This is a genomic window from Microbacterium sp. SORGH_AS_0428 (genome assembly GCF_031453615.1).
GTDB lineage: Bacteria > Actinomycetota > Actinomycetes > Actinomycetales > Microbacteriaceae > Microbacterium.
Window position 1 is genome coordinate 1,420,584 of record NZ_JAVIZT010000001.1, and the last position, 23,410, is coordinate 1,443,993.

The 23,410-nt window shown below is 70.0% G+C and carries 21 protein-coding genes and 2 tRNA genes; 8 read left to right on the plus strand and 15 right to left on the minus strand.

Annotated elements, in window-relative coordinates:
- Positions 1-65 precede the first annotated feature (65 nt).
- Together QE374_RS06720 and QE374_RS06725 are read right to left on the minus strand one after the other, a co-directional pair.
- Positions 66-1,367, minus strand: a complete 1,302-nt coding sequence (locus tag QE374_RS06720; protein WP_309733291.1) for a sugar ABC transporter substrate-binding protein — start codon at positions 1,365-1,367, stop codon at positions 66-68.
- 272 nt (positions 1,368-1,639) lie between these two features.
- Positions 1,640-2,227, minus strand: a complete 588-nt coding sequence (locus tag QE374_RS06725; RefSeq protein WP_309733293.1) for a CGNR zinc finger domain-containing protein — start codon at positions 2,225-2,227, stop codon at positions 1,640-1,642.
- Positions 2,228-2,291: 64 nt separating this feature from the next.
- Here QE374_RS06725 and QE374_RS06730 point away from each other — a divergent pair, with 64 nt between their 5' ends.
- Positions 2,292-3,581 (plus strand): MFS transporter, encoded by a 1,290-nt coding sequence (locus tag QE374_RS06730; RefSeq protein ID WP_309733295.1) that lies wholly within the window; start codon positions 2,292-2,294, stop codon positions 3,579-3,581.
- A 27-nt stretch (positions 3,582-3,608) separates the two neighbouring features.
- Here the strand turns inward: QE374_RS06730 and QE374_RS06735 are convergent, their stop codons facing one another.
- Both QE374_RS06735 and QE374_RS06740 read right to left on the minus strand, forming a co-directional pair.
- The gene (locus QE374_RS06735) at positions 3,609-3,878 is read right to left on the minus strand and encodes a hypothetical protein (protein WP_309733297.1); all 270 of its coding nucleotides are present in this window, start codon (positions 3,876-3,878) and stop codon (positions 3,609-3,611) included.
- A 60-nt stretch (positions 3,879-3,938) separates the two neighbouring features.
- Positions 3,939-4,030: transfer RNA gene (locus tag QE374_RS06740), tRNA-Ser, on the minus strand.
- Positions 4,031-4,147: 117 nt separating this feature from the next.
- Between QE374_RS06740 and QE374_RS06745 the strand changes: the two genes are divergently transcribed.
- Complete coding sequence (locus QE374_RS06745; RefSeq protein WP_309733299.1) at positions 4,148-4,807, plus strand: DUF1275 family protein; 660 nt, start codon at positions 4,148-4,150, stop codon at positions 4,805-4,807.
- A gap of 27 nt (positions 4,808-4,834) precedes the next feature.
- Here QE374_RS06745 and QE374_RS06750 read toward each other — a convergent pair whose 3' ends face one another.
- The 7 genes from QE374_RS06750 to QE374_RS06780 form a co-directional block, all read right to left on the minus strand.
- A complete protein-coding gene (locus QE374_RS06750) occupies positions 4,835-6,073 on the minus strand; it encodes an LCP family protein (protein ID WP_309733301.1) in 1,239 nt (412 codons plus the stop codon).
- On the minus strand, positions 6,073-7,326 hold the full coding sequence (locus QE374_RS06755) for an LCP family protein (protein WP_309733305.1): 1,254 nt from the start codon (positions 7,324-7,326) through the stop codon (positions 6,073-6,075). Before QE374_RS06755 ends, QE374_RS06750 begins: the two co-directional genes overlap by 1 nt.
- Positions 7,327-7,448: 122 nt before the next feature.
- Positions 7,449-8,366 (minus strand): HAMP domain-containing sensor histidine kinase, encoded by a 918-nt coding sequence (locus QE374_RS06760; protein ID WP_309733307.1) that lies wholly within the window; start codon positions 8,364-8,366, stop codon positions 7,449-7,451.
- Positions 8,363-9,082: a response regulator transcription factor gene (locus QE374_RS06765; protein WP_309733310.1), complete on the minus strand. Its 720-nt coding sequence runs from the start codon at positions 9,080-9,082 to the stop codon at positions 8,363-8,365. Before QE374_RS06765 ends, QE374_RS06760 begins: the two co-directional genes overlap by 4 nt.
- Positions 9,079-9,345, minus strand: a complete 267-nt coding sequence (locus QE374_RS06770) for a DUF4190 domain-containing protein (protein ID WP_309733312.1) — start codon at positions 9,343-9,345, stop codon at positions 9,079-9,081. The genes QE374_RS06765 and QE374_RS06770 overlap by 4 nt, the downstream gene beginning before the upstream one ends.
- A 5-nt stretch (positions 9,346-9,350) precedes the next feature.
- The gene (locus tag QE374_RS06775; RefSeq protein WP_309733314.1) at positions 9,351-9,854 is read right to left on the minus strand and encodes a DUF3060 domain-containing protein; all 504 of its coding nucleotides are present in this window, start codon (positions 9,852-9,854) and stop codon (positions 9,351-9,353) included.
- A 12-nt stretch (positions 9,855-9,866) separates the two neighbouring features.
- Complete coding sequence (locus QE374_RS06780; RefSeq protein ID WP_309733316.1) at positions 9,867-11,039, minus strand: OmpA family protein; 1,173 nt, start codon at positions 11,037-11,039, stop codon at positions 9,867-9,869.
- 154 nt (positions 11,040-11,193) lie between these two features.
- Here QE374_RS06780 and QE374_RS06785 point away from each other — a divergent pair, with 154 nt between their 5' ends.
- The 3 genes from QE374_RS06785 (at position 11,194) to QE374_RS06795 (ending at position 16,649) form a co-directional block, all read left to right on the plus strand.
- Positions 11,194-11,910, plus strand: a complete 717-nt coding sequence (locus QE374_RS06785) for an ABC transporter ATP-binding protein (RefSeq protein ID WP_309733318.1) — start codon at positions 11,194-11,196, stop codon at positions 11,908-11,910.
- Positions 11,907-13,274, plus strand: coding sequence for an FtsX-like permease family protein (locus tag QE374_RS06790; RefSeq protein ID WP_309733320.1), 1,368 nt, complete (start codon positions 11,907-11,909; stop codon positions 13,272-13,274). Before QE374_RS06785 ends, QE374_RS06790 begins: the two co-directional genes overlap by 4 nt.
- A gap of 102 nt (positions 13,275-13,376) precedes the next feature.
- On the plus strand, positions 13,377-16,649 hold the full coding sequence (locus QE374_RS06795; protein WP_309733323.1) for a glycoside hydrolase family 9 protein: 3,273 nt from the start codon (positions 13,377-13,379) through the stop codon (positions 16,647-16,649).
- Between the two features lie 200 nt (positions 16,650-16,849).
- On the opposite strand, the gene QE374_RS06800 is transcribed toward QE374_RS06795, so the two are convergent.
- Positions 16,850-17,434 (minus strand): Lsr2 family protein, encoded by a 585-nt coding sequence (locus QE374_RS06800; protein ID WP_309733325.1) that lies wholly within the window; start codon positions 17,432-17,434, stop codon positions 16,850-16,852.
- A gap of 201 nt (positions 17,435-17,635) precedes the next feature.
- Between QE374_RS06800 and QE374_RS16105 the strand changes: the two genes are divergently transcribed.
- On the plus strand, positions 17,636-18,121 hold the full coding sequence (locus tag QE374_RS16105) for a GNAT family N-acetyltransferase (protein WP_396653326.1): 486 nt from the start codon (positions 17,636-17,638) through the stop codon (positions 18,119-18,121).
- A 326-nt stretch (positions 18,122-18,447) separates the two neighbouring features.
- Here the strand turns inward: QE374_RS16105 and QE374_RS06805 are convergent.
- From QE374_RS06805 to serS, 3 genes are all read right to left on the minus strand, one after another.
- A tRNA-Ser gene (locus tag QE374_RS06805) sits at positions 18,448-18,535 on the minus strand.
- Between the two features lie 55 nt (positions 18,536-18,590).
- On the minus strand, positions 18,591-19,490 hold the full coding sequence (locus tag QE374_RS06810; protein WP_309733327.1) for an HAD-IIB family hydrolase: 900 nt from the start codon (positions 19,488-19,490) through the stop codon (positions 18,591-18,593).
- Positions 19,487-20,752 (minus strand): serine--tRNA ligase, encoded by a 1,266-nt coding sequence (gene serS / locus QE374_RS06815; protein WP_309733329.1) that lies wholly within the window; start codon positions 20,750-20,752, stop codon positions 19,487-19,489. Before serS ends, QE374_RS06810 begins: the two co-directional genes overlap by 4 nt.
- 249 nt (positions 20,753-21,001) lie before the next feature.
- Here serS and QE374_RS06820 point away from each other — a divergent pair, with 249 nt between their 5' ends.
- Positions 21,002-22,000 (plus strand): diacylglycerol kinase family protein, encoded by a 999-nt coding sequence (locus QE374_RS06820; RefSeq protein ID WP_309733331.1) that lies wholly within the window; start codon positions 21,002-21,004, stop codon positions 21,998-22,000.
- Positions 22,001-22,048: 48 nt separating this feature from the next.
- Positions 22,049-23,395 (plus strand): deoxyribodipyrimidine photo-lyase, encoded by a 1,347-nt coding sequence (locus tag QE374_RS06825; protein ID WP_309733333.1) that lies wholly within the window; start codon positions 22,049-22,051, stop codon positions 23,393-23,395.
- The last annotated feature ends 15 nt before the right edge of the window (positions 23,396-23,410 follow it).

The following is a 23,410-nucleotide window of genomic DNA, read 5'->3' on the forward strand; positions in this document are numbered from 1 at the left end:
CGCGCCGCGCGTCGACGCGGACGAGAGAGGGGCCGGGGAGCATCACGCTCCCCGGCCCCTCGTGATCAGCCCTGGGCTGCGAGCGAGTCGATCTTGTCGGCGGCGCTCTTCATCTGCTCGGCGAGGTCTCCCTGGCCGGACTGCACCGCGGCACCCCAGGTGTCGCGGAAGGTCTGCCAGATCTCCGTCGCGTTGGCGATGTTCGGCACGTCGACCGTCAGCGGGACGGCCTGGGCGAAGGTCGCGAGCAGCGGGTTCGCGGCGAGGTAGTCGCCCGCCACCTCGGTGAGGTCGGTGCGGATCGGGAACTGACCGGTGGTCTCGAGCAGAGCGAGGTCGTTGTCGGCATCCATCGAGAACTTCGCGAAGTCCCACGCGGTCTGCTTGTTCTGGCACGAGGTGTACAGACCGACGTTCTTCGAGTCGCCGAACGTGTAGGTCTCTTCGAGCGTCTTGCCGTCGGCGGTCGGAAGCGGCACGACGCCGTACTCGACCTTGCCGTCGAACTGCGCGGCACCCCACGGACCGGCGATGCCCATCGCGGCGACACCGTCGGCGAACGGGCCCGCCCAGGCGTCGCCGCTGTACGCCTCGGCCGACGAGTAGCCGTCGGCGTAGAGCGTCTTCCAGAACTCGAGCGTCTGCATGCCCGCGTCGCTCGTGAACGTCGCCGTACCGTCGGCCACCAGCTGCGTGCCGTCGGAGTTGGCGAGGTAGAACGGGTAGAAGTCAAACAGCGCGTTCGTGTAATCGCCGGATGCCGGCGGGTACAGCGCGTAGTCGGCGGCGCCCGCATCCTTGATCGCCTTCGCGGCGGCGAGCACGTCATCGTAGGTCGAGAGCTTCGGGGCTTCGGCGTCGAGCCCGGCCTCGGCGAAGGCGGTCTTGTTGTAGTAGAGCATGAAGGGGTTGGCCTTCCACGGCACCTGGTACAGGTCGCCGTCGGGCGAACGGAACCCGTCCGCCGCGTCGCCCGAGCGCTCGGTGATGAACGACTCGCCGTCGTCGAACGTCTTCGAGATGTTGACCAGGCCGCCCTGTTTCTGGAACGAGGGCACCGCGGCAGGTGCGGTGTTGTAGACGAGGCAGGCGGTGTTGCCCGCGGTGATCGCGGCCGAGATCGCATCCTCGGAGGACTTGCCGGCCGGGATGGCCTCCGCCGTCACCTGCTCGTCCGGGTGGTCGGCGTTCCACGCCTCGACGACGGCCTTGCCCCAGGCGATCTCCTGCTCGTTCGTCGAGTACCAGATCGTGATCGGACCGGACGTGAGTTCTGTGCTCGCTGCGTCGCCGCCCCCCGAGCTGCACGCTGCCAACGGAACGGCAACGGCGACGAGGGCGACAGCAGCGCTGATGGAACGCTTCATTGCGCGGACTCCTTCTCGCAATACTGCCCACGCCAGCCATTGCGTTTCTGTGATTCGGACCTTCGGAGAACGTCCACACGCACGGGTCGCGCGTGGTCGCACTGATCCACGCCCGCGGGTGGCGCTCTCAGTCGTCTCGTCGAGTGGTTGCAGCCTTAGTAAACCGGTTCTTGCCTACCGCGTCAATACTCGAAGCTCTCGCTAGTTGCACGTTACTAAATCGGTATATCTGGACGATGCGCGGACTGACGGGCGCAGAGGCGCAGAACGAGTCATGCACCCTTGCGGGCCGCATGGCGCGCAACGCGGTTGCGGTTGCCGCACCCCGCAGCCGTGCACCAGATCCGGTTGTGTCGCGGCGATGTGTCCAGATAGACCCAGCCACATGCATCGTCGGCGCATTGACGGGCGGCGTGCAGGTCCGAGGTGATCAGGTCGTGGGCGAGAACGGCGATCGCCGCACGGGGCGCCGAGACGTCTCCCGGTACCCGCCACCGCCAGGACGCAGATCCCGCGTCGCGCTGGAGCGTCGAGCGACCACGGGCGGCGACGTACTCCTCGGCGATGAGGTGCGCCGCCGACTCGGATGAGGTGAAGACCGCCTCGTAGATCGCCTCGCGCAGCGCGACGATCGCTCGGAACTCGCGTGCCGCCGCATCCGGATCCGCCGCAGTCACGGCCGCGAGAGCGCCATCATCCACGACCCCCATCTGGGCGCACCACGCCACGACGTCGTCGAAGTCGGCGAGGGTGTCGATCGCCCGGCTCGAGTCGAGCCGCCAGTGAACCGTGTCGACGAGGTCGAAGCCCGGGTGACCGCCCACCGCGGGAAACGGCGACCTCTCCCGCGACTCACTCATGGTCCGAGCTTAATGCGCGATCCCGGGTTGTGCCGTTAGTTGAGTTCATGCCAGGGTCTAATGCATGTTCAGCCGCTTATCCATTAGGCCACATCGCGCGGGTCTCGGCCGCGACTTCGGTCGGTTCTGGCTGGCGCAGGGCGCCTCGTCGGTCGGCGCGCAGATCAGCGAGCTGGCGGTTCCGATGCTGGCGGTGCTGGCGCTCCACGCCTCCGCCGGCGAAGCGGGGCTTCTCGGAGCGGCACGGTGGGTGCCCTTTCTGCTGCTCGCGCTGCCGCTCGGGGTGCTGGTCGATCGCTCCCGACGGCGCCGCATCCTGATCACGTCAGACCTTGCCCGCGCGGCGGTGACCGCGGTGATCGTCGCGCTCGCTCTCGCGGCGGTGCTGACTCTGCCCGTCCTCGTCGTGCTCGTCGGGGTGCTCGGCGCCTTCACCGTCGCCTTCGAAGTGGCCTATCAGTCGTTCCTGCCGACGGTCGCCGGGCGCGACCAGCTCGAGCGGGCGAACGGCAGGCTCCAGGCGACGGTCGCCGCCACCGAGATCGGCGGACCGGGGCTGGCGGGCTTGCTGATCCAAGCCCTCTCGGCCGCGGGGGCGCTCGCGGTGCACGCCGTTGCGTACGTCGTCTCCGCCGCCGCACTCCTCCGCATCCGCACGCCCGAGGCCATCCCCGCCTCATCCGGGCGCAGCGCCATGGCCGACCTGCGCGAGGGACTCGCGTTCGTCCGCCGCGACGGCTACCTCGTCGCCTTGCTCGGCTTCTCGGCGATCTACAACCTCTTCGCGCAGTGGATCATGGTGCTCTTCACCGTGCACGCAGTGCGTGAGCTCGGGCTCGAGGCCGGCCACCTCGGCCTGGTGTTCGGACTCGGCGCGATCGGGGCCGTGATCGGCGCCGCCTGTGCACCGGCGAGCGTGGCGCGATTCGGAGCCGGCCCCGTGCTGGTGGCATGCGCTGCCGCGGAGAGCGCCGTGCTCGCTGCGCTTCCGTTCCTCCCCGGCGCGTGGGGCGGGACCGCACTGGTCGCAGTCCTCGTCGTCGTGTTCGCTGTCAACGGCGCGGGCACGTCGCTGTCGAGCGTCGCGGCGGTGACGCTGCGTCAGCTGCGCACGCCGGACCACCTGCTGGGCCGCGTCAACGCCACGATGCGGTGGATCTCGTACGGCGTCGTAGCGATCGGCGCGGCGGCCGGGGGTGCGGTGGGCGAGATCATCGGCACACGATGGGGCATGGCGATCGGCTGCGCGGGGGTGCTGCTCACGGTGATCTGGGTGGGCGCATCACCGCTTCGCCGCATCCGGGATCCGCGTTCGCTCGCTCGTGACGTCACCGAGGCGAAAGCGTCCGCCTGATCGCCGTGACCTCCCGCAGCGGGTTCGTCACCAGATGGTGCCGCCGCCGACGGAGATGCCACCCCAGGTGAGAAGGATGAAGATGATCGCGAACACCACGGGCGCGATGCCCTGTCCGCTGCGCGCGAGCCCCTTCAACAGGCCGATCACCGTGAACACGGCCGCGACGATGGAGAGCCCACCGCCCAGGATGAGCCCGATGAACAGCGGGATGGGCATGAGCACGAGCCCCGCGAGGCCGAACCAGAATCCAGCCCAGGCGCTCGGGTTGCGGCGACGTTCGACGGTGTAGGACACGTGCCCATTATGCGGGGCGGGGCCCGATAGAACACAAAAGCCCCGGCGTACCGGGGCTCATGGCGGAGACGGAGGGATTTGAACCCTCGGTCCCCTTACGGGGACTCCACCTTAGCAGGGTGGTGCACTAGGCCTGACTATGCGACGTCTCCAGTGGCGGCTTGCGCCGAACACACCCGTCCATCATAACCGGTCGGTTCGTCCCCACCGAACAGGTCCCGGATACTCGATAGCGGATGCGGTAGGCACCGCATCCGGAAGGGGATGCGGTGGACCCGAAACACCTCGTCAGTTCGGCGGCGCTTGCGCTGCTGGCCGGTTTCGTCGACGGCTTCGCCTTCGTCATGCTCGGGGGCTTCTTCGTGTCGTTCATGAGCGGCAACACGACGCAGGCCTCCGCAGAACTGACAGGCGGCGCGTGGGGCGCGGCCGCATACGCAGGTCTGCTCGTGGCCGCCTTCGTCGTCGGCGGGGTGACCGGAACGGCCGTGTCCATCCGCGCCCGATCGCGCGGTGTGATGACGCTCGTCGCGGCCATGCTCCTCGCGGCCGCCGCGCTCGCGGGGCTCGGCGTGGTTCTCGCGGCGGGGCCGGTGCTCGCGGCCGCGATGGGCGCCACCAACGCCGTGCACTCACGCGACGGCGCCGCCCCCTTCGGCATCACGTACATGACGGGGCAGCTCATGAAGCTCGCCGAGAACATCGTCGCGGCCTTCCGCGGCGGCGACCGGCGCGCGTGGATGCGGCACCTCGCGCTGTGGCTCGCCATCGCGATCGGTGCTGTGGGCGGTGCCGCTGCGGCGCGCCTGGTCGGCCCCGTGGCGCTGTGGTTGCCGGCCGCGGCCGCGGGCGCGACCGCGATCACGCTCTTCCTCCGTCGGAGACGGCCCTCTTCGGCGGCCGTCGCCCCGCACCGCTCGGACGCGTAGCGCGCTACTTCTGCGGAACGGTGCAGGTCACCTGATTCGCCGTCTGCCCCGGAATCGACGACGGCAGCTCAACCGCCGTGTCCGACGGCAGTGCCTCGCCGCCCTCGGTCGCGCGCCGGGGGTCGGCTCAGATGTCGTTGCGCCGGGCGCCTCGCCCGTGACCTCGACGCCGAACCCGCCGCTGGCCTCGCCCGTGAGCTGCAGCGGCCGGTTCTCGCGCAGCGCCGCGAACAGCGCGTCTGCGGCATCCGAGATGGGCACCAGTCCATCGCCCTCGTACGCCGTCGGGTACTGCACGAACAGGATGTCCTCGAACGGCACATCCTTCAGCGCCATCGCGATCTGCACCATCCTGGTCGGGTTCGCGAGCTGCTTGTCGAGCACGAGCTGCTTGTCACGCAGCTGCGTCATGGCGACGTTGGCGAAGTTCAGCAGCTTGCCCGCATCCCCGAACACCGCATCGCCTTGCAGCTTGCGCACGAGCGACGACATGAACTGCTGCTGGTTCGAGATGCGGCCGAGGTCGGTCCCGTCGCCGATGCCGTGGCGGATGCGCAGGAACTGCAGAGCCTCGATGCCCTGGAGCGTGTGCGTGCCGGCCGAGAGCGCGAGTCCGGTGTGCCGGTCGGAGATGTCGCCCTGCAGGCATACGTCGACGCCTCCGACGGCGTCCGAGAGATTGATCACACCGGTCCAACGGATCGCGGCCGCGAACTGGATGTCCTCGCCCGTGAGCTCCTCCACGGTGCGTACCGTGCACCCGAGACCGCCGTACATGTACGACGCATTGATCTTCTCCGTGCCGCCGCCGACCGTGTTGCCGTCGGCGTCCTGGCATTCGGCGATCGGCACGTAGGTGTCGCGCGGGAACGAGACGACGGTGACCCGACGCGGCTCGTCGCTGATGTGCACGAGCATCGTGACGTCGTTGCGCTCGCCCCCGTCGTCGTCGATGCCGCAGCGCGGGAACATCCGCAGATCCTGGCCCTCGCACGAGTCGGTGCCGGCGAGCAGCAGGTTCACGCCGCCTTCGATCTCACCGAGCCCGGGAGGCAGGGCCGGATCGCCCTCGTTGCCGATCTCGACGGCGTTGTTGCCGATGGTCGCCGCGGCATCCCACACGTGGAACCCGACGACGCCCGCGGCGGAGACGATCGCCACGGCCACCGCGACCCCGGCGACGGCCAGCGCCTGCATCAGCGGATGCGGCGAGCGGAGCCGTCCGTGCCGGGCGACCGTTCCGCGGCGGCGGGGACGCGTTGCCATCAGCGGAGGTTTCCGTTCGAGCACGTCTCCTCGGCCGCGGTCTGTCCTGCGATCGAGGAGGGCAGCGCGACGCTGTCGGCGGGAGTGGTGGGCTGAGCGACGTCGGCCGACTCCGTGGGCTCGGGGGTCGGCGACTGGGTGGGGTCGGCGGCGACGGTGCCGTCGCCCTGGCTCGTCTTGCCGGTCAGCACGAGCTGCTGGTTGGCCTCGATCGCCGCGAAGAGCGCATCGGCGGCGTCGCGGTTCGGGACGACGCGGTTCGCGTCGGCGGGATCGGTGACGGTCGGGTACTGCACGAAGACGATCTCGTCGAACGGCACCTCCTTGACGGCCAGCGCGATCTGCACCAGCGTCATCGGATTGGTCAGGCTCTGACTCGGCGTGACGTTCTCGACGCCGACGGTCGCCAGCTTGTAGAGCGTGGCCGGGTCGCTGAGCACACCCTCGCCCACGAGCTTGCGCGCGAGCCGCGACATATACTGCTGCTGGTTCGAGATACGGCCGAGGTCGCCGCCGTCACCGACGCCGTGCCGGGTGCGCAGGAACTGCAGGGCGTCCAGACCCTGGACGTTGCGCGTTCCGGCCGGCCAGTCGATCCCCGTGTAGGGGTCGCGGATGCCGTTCGCGATGCAGACGTCCACGCCGCCGATGGCATCGGTGATCTGGATCACACCACCGAACGTGACGGATGCCGCAAACGGAATGTTCTGGCCGGTGAGCTGGGAGATGGTCTTCACGGCGCAGCTCAGACCACCGTACGAGAAGGTCGAGTTGAGCTGCTGCTTGCTCATCGCGGACACCGCCGAGCCGTCCTCGCGGGTGCAGGAGGGGATCGGGATCATGAGGTCCCGCGGGAAGGAGATGACCGTCACGCGGCGAGGGTTGTCGGAGATGTGGAGCAGGAGGTTGACGTCGTTGAGGTCGCCCTCGGAGTCGGCACCCGTGCACCGGTCTCCGAAGAGCGCGGCGTAGTCGGGCTCGCAGGCGTCGGTGCCGGCGAGGAAGAGGTTCACGCCGCCCTCGATCGCGCCGATGTCCGGCGGCACCGCGCTCTGGCCCTCCAGCGCGACCGCGTCCTCGTTCAGGTTGGTCGCAAAGCTCCACACGTTGTATCCCACGATGCCGATGCCTGCGACGAGGACGACGGCGAGGGAGACCGCGACGAGTTTGAAGAACTGTGCGACGGGATGCGGCGAGCGCAATCGGCCGTGGCGCGCCACCGTCTGGCGGCGCCCGCTTCGGGTCGGGCTCACGCGGGTCCTCTCGTACACAGAAACGGCAGGTGCGGCAGGACGTGCACGCACTGCTCCCCGTAGATCGTCGCCCATCCTACGAGCCGAGACCTGAGAACGACGTGCGGATCGCCTGGGCGCGCTCAGCGGGGCGCGCGCGGCAGCGTCAGGCGCACGCTCGTCCCGCGTCCGAGCTGCGAGCGCAGCGACACCTCGCCGTTGTGGCGGAGCACCACGACGCGCACGAGGGAGAGACCGAGTCCCGTACCCTCCACACCGCGCGCGTCCTGGGCCCGCCACAGCTCGTCCCAGACGAACGGCAGGTCCTCGGCGCGGATGCCCCACCCGGTGTCGGCGACTTCGATGACGACTGCATCCGTCTCCTCCGTGCCGCGCACCTCGATGCGCGCACCGTCGCCCGAGTACTTCGCGGCGTTCAGCAGCAGGTTGCGCACGGCGACAGCCAGCAGGTCCGGGTCTCCCGTCACCGGCGGCAGGGGCCACGGGACGGTCGGCAGCACGGTCTCCACGCGGCGATCAGCGCCACGGGCGGCCAGTTCGTCGCGAAGCGCCGCAGCCTCCTCTTCGACGATGACGCTCAGATCCACCCGCGACGCCTCGATCGGCCGTGTCTCCAGCGAAGACAGGGCCCGGAGTTGAGTGACGACGCCGCTCAGCCGCGCCGCCTGCGCCGAAGCGATCGCCAGGTTCTCCGGCGGCGTCTGCTCGCCCGCGGCGAGAGCCGACCGGATGGCGGTCACCGGGTTCTTGAGTTCGTGATCGAGGCGCCGCAGGAACCGCCGGTGCGCGTCGCGTTCTGCGACGGCGCCCTCGCCGCGCGCCGCTGCGAGCGCAGCGTCGCGTCGGCGTGCGCGCGCCGGGCGGACGATCAGAAGCAGGACGAGCATGATCGACACGAGCGCCCCCGCCACGACGAGCACGGTGGCAAGCGGCATCCGCAGCACGAGGGAGCCGTTGCCGCCCGCGAGTGCGAGCACGACGGCGATGAGCACGGCGACGGCGAGCGGAGCGATGACCAGTGCCGGTCGCAATGCCCTCATGAGGCGCTCACCGGGGCACAGAAACGGTAGCCCGCACCGGGCAGCGTCTCGATCCAGCGCGGCTGCTGCGCGTCGTCGCCCAGCGCGCGTCGCAGCTCCGCGATGCGGTGGTCGACGGCGCGGGTGGTGACGGCGAACTCGAACCCCCACAGGGTCTCGAGCAGATGCTCCCTCGTGTGCACCTCGTCCGGGTGCGACATGAGGTACTCGAGCAGCGTGAGCGCCTTCGGCGTCAGCTCGATCGCCGCACCCTCCCGCTGCGCCCGGCGTGCGACACGATCAAGGCGCAGCCCGTCGCTCACGAGCTGCGAGGAGGCGGTCAGCGGTTTCCCGCCGCCGGCGGTGCGGCGCAGCACGGCGCGGATGCGGGCGACGAGCTCCGGCGGGTCGAAGGGCTTGCCGAGATAGTCGTCGGCGCCCTCCTCCAGCGCCGCGGTGCGCTCGAACGATGCGTCCACTTTCGTCAGCATGATGACCGGGGTCCACGCATCCGCGCGGCGAAGGCTCCGCACGAGTTCGCGGCCGTCCATGCGGGGCATGAGCACGTCGGAGACGACGATGTGCGGCGCGAAGGCGGCGTGCGCGGCGAGGGCGCTCTCACCGTCGGCCTCCACCCGTACGTCGAATCCGCTGCGTTCGAGGAAGGGGGCGAGCGTGGAGGTGATGGCCTCCTCGTCGTCCACGAGCAGCACGCGGGTGCGCGCCTGGTCGCTCATGAGGCATTCACCGCCCAGATGCCGATACCGAACGCCGCGAGGATCAGGACGGCGATGGCGGCGAGCGTGAGGTAGCCGATCACCAGGCCCGCGACCGCGAAGCCCGCTCCTGCCGCGTTGCTGCGCCGGATGCGGGAGAGCGCGACGTGCCCGAAGATCACCGCGAGCAGATTGAAGCCGAGCAGCGCCAGCACGAAGGACGTGATGGCGAGCCCGTCGGTGGGCCGGGTGACGTAGACGTACTGCTGCGGGGGCTGGGACATGCTGGTCATCCTCCGGTCGTGGCGCGCGCCGTGTTGGCGACGCCGGTATCGGTCACGTCTGCGGTGCCGTTCTCCCACCGCACGTCGTTGCCACTACCGCCCAATCGGGCGAGGTCGACGGATGCGGCCTGCACCTGGTTGGCCGCCCCGGTGATCTCGAGCGTGCCGATGCGGTCGGCCAGCACGACGGCGCCGCTCGCGGCGACGGTCACGAGGGCGCACTCCCCCGTGATCGACACGGTCGCGCCCGCCTGCGAGACGACGACCTCTCCCGAGGCGCAGGAGGTCTGCTGTGCCACGTCGGCGTAGCGGGCGCGCAGATCGTCGGATGCGGCAGCGGAAGGCACCGAGACGTTCGGCTCCTGCTCCTTCGAAGCGGATGCGGCCGGCGCCGGTGTCGACGACGGAGCGGGATCGACCGCGGGAGCGCCGGGCGCCTCATAGGCGACGGAGCAGCCGGTCAGGAGCACGGCGAGGGCGACGAGCGGGATCGGGAGCGTCTTCTTCATGGTCGCGTCCGCTCAGAAGGCCGGGATGAAGATCTCGACGCGGCGGTTGAGCTGGCGTCCGGCGGGATTGTCGACGCCGTCGATCTCGTTCGCGGCGACGGGCGCGCTCTCGCCGTAACCGACCGCGCTGAGCGACGCCGTGACACCGCGATCCTTGAGGGCTGCGAGCACGGATGCGGCGCGACGCTCGGACAGCTCCTGGTTGTACCCGTCGGAACCGATCGCGTCGGTGTGCCCGCCGATCTCGGCGGACGGCACGTCGAGTTCCGTCATCGCGGCCGCCAGCTCATCGAGCACGCCGGCCGCATCCGCTCGGATCTCGGAACGGTCGAAGTCGAAGAGCACGCCATCGCTGAGCGTGATGGTCGTGCCGCAGGACGAGAGGGGCGCGAGCGTGCCGAGGGGCGGGAAGACCCCGACCGGCGCGACGGCGGGGAGCGCGTCGACCTCGACCGGCTCGCCGTTGACCGTGCCCGTGCCGTCGCCGTGGTTGCGGATGTCCAGGCCGGCCGCGACGTAGGAACCCGACCCATCGCCGTAGTTGTGGATCTCGACGTCGGCATCGCGGTACATCGCGGATCCGTCGCCGTAGTTCCAGTGCTCGACGCCGTTGCCGGTGCGCGAAGCGGAGCCATCGCCGTAGACCCACGTCGCGCCGTCGGTCGTCGTCACCGAGCCGGAGCCGTCGCCGTAGTTGTGGATCTCGATCCCGTCGGCGATGTAGGAGCCCGAACCGTCGCCGTAGACGTTCGCCGTCACGCCGTTGACGGTGAAGCTGCCCGAACCGTCGCCGTAGTTGTGCACCGTACCGTCGGGTCCGGTGAAGGTTCCCGACCCGTCGCCGTACAGCAGCACGGAGCCCTGGGCGGTCGCCCGCTCGGTCACGTCGCCGCACGCGGCGGGGCGCACCTCGAGGCCGGGCCGCGGCGCGATCTCGCGGTCCACCTGAACGGCGAATCCCCCGAGCGAGCTGTCGAGCAGCGACAGGTCGGGCATCGTGAACAGGGGAACCGGGGGCACCTCGCCGGGCGCATAGCCGGCCACAGCCGGGACGGTCGGGGCGGAGGAGGAGCCGGGCGTGCTCACAGCGACGGGGACGGCCGGACGCGGCCCGCCGGCGCAGCCGGTAACCAGGACGCCCACGGTCGCGACGAGGGCCAGGATGCGGGGGACGGTGCTGCTCATGCAACGACCGTACCGAGCGGGCCTCGTCCGTCGGTCGCAGGGCCGTCGCACCTGTGTATCAATCCCGCGACACGGCCGCGATCATCCCCGAGGATGACGCGCATGGTGCCCGAGGCCGACGACATCGCCGCATCCGCCGACGAGGCTGGAAGACATGCACGCTCCCTCACCTTCTCGTCCTGTTCTCGTCGCGCGCGGTCTCGTCAAGCGCTACGGCCCGCTCACCGCCCTCGCGGGCGTGGACGTGACGATCGCCGCCGGCGAGGCCGTGGCCGTGATGGGCGCCTCAGGGTCGGGGAAGACGACCCTGCTGCACTGTCTCGCCGCAGTGATCGCCCCCGACGGCGGATCCGTCCGCCTCGGCCAGGACGATCCGGTCGAGCTCGTCGGCATGGACGAGACGGGACGCTCCGCCATCCGTCGCAGTCAGCTCGGTTTCGTGTTCCAGGAGCACCTGCTGCTGCCCGAGCTCACCGCCTTGGAGAATGCGGCTCTCCCGCTGCTCGTGCAGGGCGTGGCGCGTCACGACGCAGAGCAGCACGCCGCCGGATGGCTGCGTGCTCTGGGGCTCGCCGGCATGGAGGACCGCCGCATCGGCCAGCTCTCCGGCGGTCAGGCGCAGCGGGTCGCGATCGCCCGCGCTCAGGTGACGGGCGCGCCACTCGTCTTCGCCGACGAGCCCACCGGCGCTCTCGACTCGGCCACGTCCGCCGAGGTGATGTCGGCGCTCCTGCACGCCACGGTCGGACAGGGTCGCAGCCTCGTCGTCGTCACCCACGACGCCGACGTGGCGGCGCGCTGCCATCGCATCGTCCGGATGCGGGACGGCCGCATCCTCGACGCCGCGCCGATGAGCGAGGCGCAGCGATGAGCGCGGTCGCCACGCAGGGCGCGGTGCGACGCACGCTCACCCTGTCACGCCTGCTCGCCCGGCCGTCGCGGCAGTCACGTGCGGCCCTCGTGCTCCCGATCGTCGCCTTCGCCGCCACGACGACGCTGCTGCTGATCGTCGCCGGGGGCACGCGCATGTTCCTCACCGACGATCGCGGCGGGGCGTTCACCGGGATGTACGGCATCCTCGCCGTGCTCGCCCTCGTCCTGCTCGCCGTACCGCTGGCGACGCTCGGCGCCGCCGCCGCGCGCCTGTCGAGCCGGAGGCGCGACGATCGCCTCGCGACGCTGCGTCTGCTGGGGGCCACCTCCGGCGAAGTCGCGGCCATGACGGTGATCGAAGCAGCCGCGACGGCCGCCGTCGGCGCCGTCGCGGGTGCGATCGTCTACGTCGCCGCCCTGCCGCTCGTGGGCCTGCTGCCGTTCTTCGGCGGTCCGATCGGAACCGCGGCGGTATGGGCCGGTTTCGACGTGCTCGCCCTCGTGCTGGTGGGCGTCGTGGCGCTCGCGACCGTCAGCGCCACCCTCGGGCTGCGCCGTGTCGCGCTCACGCCGCTCGGCGTGCGTCGGCGTTCGGACCCCGCACCTCGCCGCCGCACCGCCGTGGTCGTCGGCGTGATCGGCACCGCCGCCGTCGCCCTCATCGTGCTGAATCTCTCGACCATCGGTCAGCTGGTCGGCCCCGCCGTCTCGCTCGCCCTCCTGCTGGGGCTGTTCGCCGGCTCCCTCGGACTGCTCAATCTCATCGGCACCCCGATCGTCGCCGCGCGCGGCCGCGCGATGGCTCGCCGCGCCGGGGATGCGGCGCACCTGATCGCCGGACGCGAGCTCGCCGCCCACGCCTCCGTCGCCTGGCGACGCGTCTCCGCGATCGCGATGGTCTCGTTCATCGCGGTGGTCGGCGGAGCGGGGATGAGCCTGGTCGCGCTCGCCGGTGACGACACGGCCGACAGCGGTACGGTGTTCGCCGACATCCGTACAGGCGTGCTCGTCACGCTCGTGTCGGCCTTCCTGCTCCTGGCGTGTTCCGTCGGGGTGACGCAGGCCGCATCCGTGCTCGAGGACCGCGAGCTGATCGTCGGCCTCGACCGCCTCGGCGTGCCCGCGACCGACCTCGCCCGCGCCCGCCGCATCACCGTGCTTCTCCCCCTGCGCTGGGCCGCGCTCGGCGGCGCACTCGCGGGCATCGCACTGAGCCTGCCGGTGATCGGCATCACCCTCGTCCTCGCGCCGACATCGCTGCTGATCATCGCCGTGACGTTCGCGGTCGGCGTGGCGCTCGTGCTGGCCTCGCTCGCCTCGACCGAACCTCTCGTGCGGGCGATCCGGCGGGCGGCCGCCTAGACGCTCCACAAGGTTGTCGAAATCTTTCGATACGCCCGCATGCGTTCTGCTAAGTTCCGTGGGAGCGCTCTCTGAGAGCGCTCCCAGAGCGAAGGAGCTTGAATGCGCGCGACGACGCGACACGTGAGACGCGACCTTGCCGTCGTGATGATCGGAGCACTGGCGACCGCCGGTGCGGTGTCTCTGCCCACCGCCGCGAGCGCGGCACCCATCGACTACGTGCAGAACGGCACGTTCACCTCCGGACACGAACCGTGGTGGTCTGCCGGGGTGGATGCGTTCCGCACCGACGGCGGCGTGTTCTGCGCCGATGTGCCCGCCACCGCCAACCCGTGGGACGTGCTGATCGGGCAGAGCGACATGCCGCTGACGGCGGGTGTCGACTACATCCTCAAGGCCGACGTGCGCGCGAGCGACCCCGCTACGCTCGTCACCCAGGTGGCCCCGAAGGTCGCCGATGCATCGTTCAGCACCTACACGAGCCAGACCGCCTCGCTCACGGATGCGTGGCAGACACTCAGCTACACCTTCACCGCCCGCGACTTCGGCCAGGGCACGGTCTCCGATCTGCAGTTCCGCCTCGGCGCGAACAGCACCCCCACCACCTTCTGTCTCGACAACGTCTCTCTCCTCGAGGAGGACTCCGTGCCGCCCGTCGATCCGGATCCCGTGGACCCGGTCGTCGGCACGGACCAGCTGCTGCCGAACCCGACGTTCGACAGCGGAACGGACCCCTGGTGGACGGCCGGTCCCGTGACGCTGTCGAGCCCCGACAGCAACCTCTGCGCCACCGTGACCGGCGCGACCGCCAACCTCTGGGACGTGCTCGTCGGACACAACGACATCCCCCTCCCCGGCGAGACGGCCTTCCGGCTCAGCTTCACCGCATCCGCCTCGGCTCCGGTGACGGCCTCGACCAAGGTCGGCACCTATTCGGGCGCGTCGACGCAGGACTTCGTCGAGCGCACCTTCACCGTGGGCACGACGGCGCAGACGTACTCCTACACGTTCGAGACCGCGCCCGCCGACACATTCCACCTCTCGCAGGTGCAGTTCCGCGTCGGCGGCGTGCCGGAGGGCACCGTCATCTGCTTCGACGATGTGACCCTCACCGGCACGAAGTACACCTACCAGGCCGATACCGGCCCGGCGGTGAAGGTCAATCAGGTCGGCTACCTCCCGCGCGGGCCGAAGCGCGCGACGGTCGTGACGGATGCGGCAGAGCCGCTCACCTGGACGCTCGAGGACGCGAGCGGCGCCGCCGTCGCGACCGGCGCCACGACTCCCGCAGGATTCGACGCGAGCGCCGGGGTCGACGTGCACACGATCGACTTCTCCGACGTCACCGCGACCGGCGACGGCATGCGGCTGCGCGTCGGCGCCGAGCTGAGCCACCCGTTCCGCATCGCCGCCGATGTGTTCCAGTCGCTGCGCACCGACTCGCTGCGCTTCTTCTACACGAACCGATCCGGCATCGCGATCGACGGCGACATCGCGGGCGCCGACTACGCGCGTCCCGCGGGACACGTGGATGAGGGCGCGAACCAGGGCGACGGCAACGTCGGCTGCCTCGAGCCCCAGACGTGGTCGGACGGCTGGACCTGCTCCGACCGACACGACGTCACGGGCGGATGGTACGACGCGGGAGACCACGGCAAGTATGTGGTCAACGGCGGCATCGCCGTCGCCCAGCTGCTGTCGGCGTACGAGCGCTCGCTTCCCGCCGGCACCGAGGCCGCTCTGGGCGACTCGACCCTGGCCGTCCCCGAGCGCGGCAACGGCACGCCCGACATCCTCGACGAGGCGCGCTGGGAGCTGGAGTTCCTGCTCAAGATGCAGGTTCCCGCGGGCGACCCGCTGGCGGGGATGGCCTGGCACAAGGTCACCGATCGCGCGTGGACGGGCCTGCCGCTGATGCCGCACGACGACCCGCAGGAGCGACTGCTGCACCGCCCGTCGACGGCAGCCACGCTGAACCTCGCTGCGACGGCCGCGCAGGCGTCGCGCCTGTTCGAGCCGTACGACGCGGCCTTCGCTTCGCGCCTGCGCGAAGCGGCCGAAACCGCCTACGACGCGGCTCTCGCACACCCGGACCTGCTCGCACCCGAGGAGGACGGGGTGGGCGGCGGCACATACGCCGACGACACCGTCACCGACGAGTTCTACTGGGCGGCGGCAGAGCTCTACCTCACGACCGGCAGCGACCGCTACCGCGACGAGGTCGAGAACAACCCGCTGCACACCGCCGACATCTTCACGGCGGGCGGCTTCTACTGGGGCGACGTCGCGGCTCTCGGGCGCATGCAGCTCGCACGGTTCGGCACGGACCTTCCCGACATCGACCGCATCCGTCAGTCGGTCGTGGATGCGGCGGAGAAGCTCATCGCCGACCAGAAGGCGCAGCCGTTCGGTCAGCCCTACGCCCCGAAGGAAGGACTGTACGACTGGGGCTCGAACTCGGCCGTGCTGAACAACCAGGTCGTGCTGGCGACGGCGTTCGATCTGACGCAGCGCCCGCGCTACGCGGACGCGGTCATCGAGGCATACGACTACCTGTTCGGCCGCAACGTGCTGGGGCAGTCCTATGTGACCGGCTACGGCACGAACGACTCACGCAATCAGCACAGCCGGTGGTACGCGAACGCTCTCGACCCGCAGCTGCCGCATCCGCCGATCGGCACGGTGGCCGGCGGACCGAACTCGTCGATCCAGGATCCGGTCGCGAGCGCCTGGCTCGCGGGGTGCGCACCGCAGGCCTGCTACGTCGACGACATCGGCGCGTGGTCGGTGAACGAGATCACGGTCAACTGGAACTCCGCGCTCGCGTGGGTGGCGTCCTTCGTCGCCGACCTCGGTGACGGCTTCGTCGCGGTGACCCCTGTCGCGGTCGACGACACCGCATCCGGAGCACCGGGCGAGCCGATCACCGTCGAACCGCTCGCCAACGACCGCGCCGGAGACGCCGACATCCCCTTGGATGCCGCGACCCTGACGCTGCTGGACGGCACCGGTGACGCTTCGGCCCGGGCGGCCGCGGCGCCCGTGAGCTCGGTGACGATCGCGGGCCAGGGCCGGTACGACCTCGACGGCGAGCGCATCGTCTTCACCCCCGAGGCCGGTTTCGTCGGCGCGGCGACGCCGGTCACGTACCGTGTGGCGGACACCCGCGGCACCGAGGTGACGGCGACGTTCACACCCACCGTGCGAGCGGCTGCCGCATCCGATCCCTCGACCGCTGCGCCCGCCGCAGCCGGGCGCGGATCCCTGCCGCAGACCGGCGTCGACACGTCACCGCTGTGGGCGCTCGGCGCAGCCGCACTCGCGCTGTTGGGCGCGGGAGCCTACCTCGTGCGACGTCGCCGCCGCGCGGCCTGAGCACATGACGAGGCCCCGGCGGGCATTACCCGCCGGGGCCTCGTCATCGCGTTCGCTGCGCCGGGCGGGCTGGGCTCGCCGTGCGTGGGCGCGGCCGCCATCGGCCCGAACTCCTGCGGATCCGAAGAGATCACCCGTTCGCGCTCCTGCTGAGCAGGAATTGCAGGAGTCCGGGCGCGAGGATTGCTTCTGACGGTGAATCAGTGCGCGGCGTCGTACGCCTCGAGAACAGCAGCGGGGACGCGCCCGCGTGCGCTCACCTCGTGACCGTTCGCAGCGGCCCATTCGCGCACGGCGCCGAGGTCGCGCGCGTCCTTCTTCGCGCCGCGGCCGCGGGTGGTGGTGCGCGATGCGCTGCCGATGGAGCGGCCCGCCTTGATGAACGGCGCGAAAGCCTCGCGGAGCTTTTCGGCATTCTCCTCAGAAAGGTCGATCTCATAGGACCGCCCCTCGAGAGAGAAGTGAATCGTCTTTCCCTCTTCAAGAACTTCGCCGTCGAGGTCGTCGATGAGTCGCGTGAAATGCTGTTTGGCCATAGCCAGGGAGTATGACACATCAACCTTTTGCAATTTCTCGACTTGCGAAAGGAATTGCAGTGCAGTTTGGGGCGGCGTGGGCCCACCCAAGGGATTCGAACCCGCGCAGCTCGTCATAACGTCGAACCGGTTCGCGTGGTGGCGGAGGAGTTCATCGATGCCGACGAACTGAAATCCATCCCAGACGGCGGGATGCAGGACGGCGTGGTGTGTGGCAACGCCGCACCGTTCGCTCCCGTCGCGCGCCACGGATAAGGCGAACCGACGCCACCTGGTGGATCGCGGTGGCCCAACAAGCACTTCGACGCCCAGTACGCAGCTACCCTCCTGGTCGGCCGCGCCCCTTGGCTGAAGGAGAGCAGCATGCCCCTCGCAGTGCCTAGAGTGACCGTTTTCGGCTGGGAGCGCGGCCGAAGATGCCAACCGTCAGGCGCCTCTTACTATTACTGGATGACCGCGCTGCGACAGGCTGTCCCGGAAGATGATCGCGCGCTCGCTGAGATCTCGTTCGAGTGCTGGGCTGAGTCCAACGACCCCGGCGACCGTTGGGCACAGGACCGTCCATTCTTCGGGCCACCCACGGATGCACGAGTGGAAGACGTGATCGTGGCGACAAGCAGTGATCGGCCGGTCGGCTATGTCCGAACACTTCACAGGCCCAGCGAGTACGGCGATTGGTACATAGCCGGCCTCGGCGTCTCGCCGGCCTCTCAATCAATGGGTGTGGGCCGAAGCCTCGTTGAAGCTGCCCTCGAGAGAGCCGTAATTGGAGGCGGCGCTCGCGTGTGGCTCAAGGCTCTCTCGACGAACGAACCAGGACTGCGCCTCTACCGTTCCCTTGGCTTCACAGAAGCAGCCCGATCCTCAGGGGCTTTCACGAGCCGGCCCGGCGTCGATGACCTACGACTGAGCATCAAACTGCCACCGGCGCCGTGAACGATCGTCTCAGGTCACCCCCAGTCGCTCGGCACCTGCCAGCCGAGAGCGGGGGAACCGTCCAGAGCGTCGCTGGAGCCCTACTCCAGTGCTCCTGCGCATGCAGACCGAGGACGACGGCGAATATGCGCGGCCCCCGCCCAAACTTTCATTTCGGCGGGGTTCGAACGCCGTCGCGTACCTTCACTCTTGCGGAGGGTGTGGGATTCGTCCCCACCGCCTCCTCCACACGCCGCTGCGCGGCGCGCGGAGCCTCGGGCGGCGTGGGCCCACCCGAGGGATTCGAACCCGCGCAGCTCGTCATAACGTCGAACCGGTTCGCGTGGTGGCGGAGGGTGTGGGATTCGAACCCACGGGACATTGCTGCCCACCGGTTTTCAAGACCGGGTCCTTCGGCCGCTCGGACAACCCTCCCGACGCGCAGAACGCACGCGCCGAACGGGCCGAGTCTAGTCGACGCGCCGGCGGCTCAGAGGCGGCGCAGCACCTCGGCGACGCCGCCGTCGAGCACGGATGCGGTGACCTCGCCCGCCGCATCCTGCACTTCCTGCGGCCCCTGCCCCATCGCGACCGCACGGCCGCCGTGCTGCTTCGCCCACGCGAACATGCCGACGTCGTTGCGGCCGTCGCCCATGACGAGCACATTCCCGGGCGCCACATCGAGCCAGTCGCGCACGAGCGCGAGCGCGGTGCCCTTGTCGACGCCCTTGGGGGCGATGTCGAGCCACGCCGTCCAGCCCACGGCGTACGAGACCTGATTGAGCCCCACCCGATCGACGAGCTCGACGAAGTCGCTCTCATCGTGCTCCGGAGAGACCACGACGACGCGGGTCACGGGCTGACGCGCGAGCTCCTCGAACGCCACCTTCGACGCACGGTCGAGGTTCCAGTCGTCCATGTAGTCGGTGTACTCGCGGCGTCCGTCGGGCAACTCGACGAGGTAGTGCGCGTCGGGCAGGTGCTCGCGCAGCAGGTTCAGCACCTCGGCGGCATCGAACGTCTCGACGTGCGTGCGCTCGTAGACGAGGGATACGGGATCCGCCCCGCCCACGCGTGCCATGATCACGGCACCGTTCGAGCACACGGCGTAGTCGGGTGCGATCTGCAGCAGCTCCTGGATGCCGCGGGTCGCCTCCCAGCTGCGCCCCGTCGCGAGCATCACCTCGTGACCGGCGCGTCGCGCATCCGCCACGGCCTCGACGATGCCGGGGCTCGGCGACTCGTCCTCCAGCAGCACCGTTCCGTCGATGTCGAGCACGATGAGCATGCGCGCCGCATCCGAGGTCGCGATCTCCTCCACCAGGGCGGCGGCCTCCGCCGGCGTCTCGATCTCGATCTCTCCGGTCTCCGGCAGCCGCGCCTCGCTCACGCGATCGGCTCCAGAACCTCGAGACCGCCGAGGAACGGACGCAGCACCTCCGGCACGGTGACCGAGCCGTCGGCGCGCTGGTGCGTCTCGAGAAGAGCCACGATCCAGCGCGTGGTCGCGAGCGTGCCGTTCAGCGTCGCGACCGGCTGCGTCTTGCCGTCTTCCGGGCGATACCGGATCGACAGACGCCGAGCCTGGTACGTCGTGCAGTTGCTCGTGCTGGTGAGCTCGCGATACGCATCCTGCGTGGGAACCCACGCCTCGATGTCGTACTTGCGGGCCGCGGACGAGCCGAGATCGCCCGCGGCGACGTCGATGACGCGGTACGAGAGGCCGAGATCCTGCAGCATCCGCTCCTGCATCCCGACGAGACGCAGGTGCTCGGCCTCCGCCTCCGCCGGGTCGACGTAGACGAACATCTCGAGCTTGTTGAACTGGTGCACGCGGATGATGCCGCGGGTGTCCTTGCCGTACGAGCCCGCCTCGCTGCGGTAACAGGTGGACCAGCCCGCGTAGCGCTTGGGGCCGCGGCCGAGGTCGAGGATCTCGTCCATGTGGTAGCCGGCCAGAGGCACTTCGCTCGTTCCCACGAGATAGAGGTCCTCGTCGTCGAGGTGGTACACCTCTGCGGCGTGCTTGCCGAGGAATCCGGTGCCGCGCATGACCTCGGGGCGCACGAGCGTCGGCGGGATGATGGGTGTGAACCCGGCCTGCAGGGCACGATCGAGCGCGAGGTTCATCAGCGCGATCTCGAGACGCGCACCGACACCGGTGAGGAAGTAGAACCGACTGCCGGAGACCTTGGTTCCCCGCTCCATGTCGATCGCGCCGAGCAGCTCGCCGATCTCGAGGTGGTCGCGCGGGGTGAAGTCGAACGACGGGATCTCGCCGTGCGTACGCAGCGTCACGAAGTCGTCCTCGCCGCCGACGGGCACCCCCTCGATGACGATGTTCTCGATCTTCGCCAGAGCGTCGGCGGCTGCCTCTTCGGCCTCGGTCACGGCGGCCTGCGCAGCCTTGACCTGTGCGCTCAGCTCCTTCGCCTCGGCGACGAGCGCAGCCTTCTCCTCCTTGGGAGCGGCGGCCACCCGCTTGCCGTGCGCATTCTGCGCGGCGCGCAGCTCTTCGAACGCCGTGATGGCCGAGCGTCGGTCACGATCTGCGGCGAGCGCCGCATCCACCGTCTCCGCGGACTCGCCGCGGGCTTCCTGCGAACGCTTGACGAGCTCGGGGTTATCGCGAAGGAGGGCCAGATCGATCACCCGTGAAGTCTAGACGTGGTGGGTGCGCTCGGATTCCGCCCGCCGTGTCCCACTTCCCGCAATGCATGTCCCACTTCCCGCAATGCATGTCCCACTTCGCGCAGAAATTGACCCCAGAAACTGCGGCAAGTGGGACACGGATGCGGAGACCGCCGAAACCTGCGGCAAGTGGGACATGCGGACAAGACGGTCTCGAGCAGCACCACCGCCCGAGACGCCACAGTGCGCACGCGGCCCTACTCTGTGAGCATGACCTCGGATGCTGCCGCCGTTCGGCGCGCGGCGCTGGTCTACAACCCTGTGAAGGTCGACGCCCGTCGCTTGCGGGCACAGGTCGTGCATGCCGCGGAGAGCGCGGGATGGGGCACGCCTCTCTTCTTCGAGACGACCCCCGACGATCTCGGTCAGGGTCAGGCGCGCACAGCCCTCGCGCAGGGGGCGGATGCGGTGCTCGTCGCCGGCGGCGACGGCACGGTGCGCGCCGTCGCCGAGGCCCTCGCGCACACGGGCGTCCCTCTGACGATCGTGCCCAGCGGCACGGGCAACCTCCTCGCCCGCAACCTGCGGCTCCCCCTGGACGATCCCGACCGCGTGATCGCCACCGCCTTCGCCGGAGACACGGTGCAGATCGACGTCGGCTTCGCCCAGCTTCACCGGGTCGACGGGACGACTCAGACCCACGCGTACGTGGTGATGGGCGGTATCGGACTGGATGCGGCGATGATCGCCAACACGCGCCCGTCGCTGAAGAAGAGCGTCGGCTGGGTCGCCTACGTCGACGGAGCGGCGCGCTCGCTCGTGGGGGCCGCTCCGTTCCGGATCGTCTATCAGGTGGGAGACCAGCGTCTGCACTCGGCCCGCGTGCAGAGCGTTCTGTACGCCAACTGCGGGTCGCTGCCGGCGGGGCTCTCCCTCATTCCGGAAGCCTCCGTGACCGACGGCACGATGGACGTCGTGCTGTTCCAGCCGAAGGCGTGGTGGGGATGGCTGTTCGTCTGGCGCCGGGTCGCCTGGGACAACAGCGTGCTGCGCCGATTCCGCGCCGGCCGTCGTGTGCTGCAGCTGCGCACGCGCGACAATGCCGTGCGCTACATGCGCGGTCGCACGATGGAGGTTGCCGCGGCGGAGCCGCATCCGGTGCAGCTCGACGGCGACGAGTTCGGCGAGGCCGTGCGGATCGTGAGCCGCATCGACGCGGCAGCACTTCGGGTGACGGTGCCGGCGGGGCACGACCTCAGCCGGCTCTGACTGTCAACCCTTCGCCGCCGATTCGATCGCGTTCGCAAGGATGATCGGGTGAGCAGTCCCACCCTCGTCTGGTTCCGCGACGATCTGCGCCTGGCCGACAACCCGGCCCTGCGCGCGGCGATCGACCGCGGCGAACCGGTCGTCGGCGTGTACCTGCTGGATGAGGAGTCGCCCGGCGTCCGAGCCCTCGGCGGCGCCGCCCGCTGGTGGCTGCACCACTCGCTCGCCTCCCTCGGCGAGCGCCTGCGCGAACGCGGCGGATCCCTGGTGCTCCGCCGGGGCGCCGCCGCATCCGTTCTGCCCGAGCTGGTCTCGGATGCGGGGGCCGGCGCCGTCTTCTGGAACCGCCGCTACAGGGGGCCGGAACGCGAGATCGACGCCGGCCTCAAGCAGAGCCTGCGCGAAGGCGGGCTCGAGGTGCGCTCGTTCCCGGCGTCGCTCCTGTTCGAACCGTGGACGGTGCGCACCGGCTCCGACACCCACTTCTCCGTGTTCACGCCCTTCTGGCGCGCGTGCCTGCATCTTCCCGCCCCGCGGGCGCCACTGCCCGAGCCGCGCGAGATCGCGGGGATGGGCAGGCCACCCGCATCCGATGCCCTCGAGGACTGGGACATGCTGCCGACGCGCCCCGACTGGGCCGGGGGCCTGCGCGAGACGTGGGAGCCCGGCGAGCCAGCCGCCCGCGCGCGCCTCAGGCACTTCCTGACGCACGACCTTCCCGGCTACGACACGGCGCGCGACGAGCCCGCAGCGGGAGTGACCTCCCAGCTGTCGCCGCGCCTGCGCTGGGGGGAGCTGAGTCCCTTCACGATCTGGCATGACACCCTCGCGACGGGCGCGGATGCGGGACGCTTCCTCTCCGAGCTGGGCTGGCGCGAGTTCGCGTGGCACACCCTGTTCCACTTCCCCGATCTCGCCCGGAAGAACCTTCGTCCGACCTTCGACGCCTTCCCCTGGCCGCGCCTGCAGCCCTCGCACCTCGAGGCGTGGCAACGGGGACGCACCGGCGTCCCCCTCGTGGATGCGGGGATGCGGGAGCTCTGGCACACCGGCATCATGCACAACCGCGTGCGGATGGTCACCGCCTCGTACCTGATCAAGAACCTCATGATCGACTGGCGCCACGGCGAGCAGTGGTTCTGGGACACGCTCGTCGACGCGGATGCGGCCTCCAACCCCTTCAACTGGCAGTGGGTGGCGGGTTCGGGCGCCGACGCAGCACCGTACTTCCGGATTTTCAACCCCCGGACCCAAGCCGAGAAGTTCGACAAGGATGGCTTTTACGTCTCGCAGTGGGCTCCGGATTCCGCATCCCTGGACCCGCTCGTCGACTTGGGGGCATCGCGCAAGCGCGCGCTGGACGCGTACGAGAACGTCAAAGCTGCCGCGCGCTGAGCGCTCCTGGAAGGA

Excerpts from the sequence above, each read along its gene's own strand:
- QE374_RS06720 (WP_309733291.1), bottom strand. The coding sequence starts at position 1,367 with ATGAAGCGTTCCATCAGCGCTGCTGTCGCCCTCGTCGCCGTTGCCGTT.
- QE374_RS06725 (WP_309733293.1), bottom strand. The coding sequence starts at position 2,227 with ATGAGTGAGTCGCGGGAGAGGTCGCCGTTTCCCGCGGTGGGCGGTCAC.
- QE374_RS06730 (WP_309733295.1), top strand. The coding sequence starts at position 2,292 with ATGTTCAGCCGCTTATCCATTAGGCCACATCGCGCGGGTCTCGGCCGC.
- QE374_RS06750 (WP_309733301.1), bottom strand. The coding sequence starts at position 6,073 with ATGGCAACGCGTCCCCGCCGCCGCGGAACGGTCGCCCGGCACGGACGG.
- QE374_RS06760 (WP_309733307.1), bottom strand. The coding sequence starts at position 8,366 with ATGAGGGCATTGCGACCGGCACTGGTCATCGCTCCGCTCGCCGTCGCC.
- QE374_RS06765 (WP_309733310.1), bottom strand. The coding sequence starts at position 9,082 with ATGAGCGACCAGGCGCGCACCCGCGTGCTGCTCGTGGACGACGAGGAG.
- QE374_RS06770 (WP_309733312.1), bottom strand. The coding sequence starts at position 9,345 with ATGTCCCAGCCCCCGCAGCAGTACGTCTACGTCACCCGGCCCACCGAC.
- QE374_RS06775 (WP_309733314.1), bottom strand. The coding sequence starts at position 9,854 with ATGAAGAAGACGCTCCCGATCCCGCTCGTCGCCCTCGCCGTGCTCCTG.
- QE374_RS06780 (WP_309733316.1), bottom strand. The coding sequence starts at position 11,039 with ATGAGCAGCACCGTCCCCCGCATCCTGGCCCTCGTCGCGACCGTGGGC.
- QE374_RS06785 (WP_309733318.1), top strand. The coding sequence starts at position 11,194 with ATGCACGCTCCCTCACCTTCTCGTCCTGTTCTCGTCGCGCGCGGTCTC.
- QE374_RS06790 (WP_309733320.1), top strand. The coding sequence starts at position 11,907 with ATGAGCGCGGTCGCCACGCAGGGCGCGGTGCGACGCACGCTCACCCTG.
- QE374_RS06795 (WP_309733323.1), top strand. The coding sequence starts at position 13,377 with ATGCGCGCGACGACGCGACACGTGAGACGCGACCTTGCCGTCGTGATG.
- QE374_RS16105 (WP_396653326.1), top strand. The coding sequence starts at position 17,636 with ATGACCGCGCTGCGACAGGCTGTCCCGGAAGATGATCGCGCGCTCGCT.
- QE374_RS06820 (WP_309733331.1), top strand. The coding sequence starts at position 21,002 with ATGACCTCGGATGCTGCCGCCGTTCGGCGCGCGGCGCTGGTCTACAAC.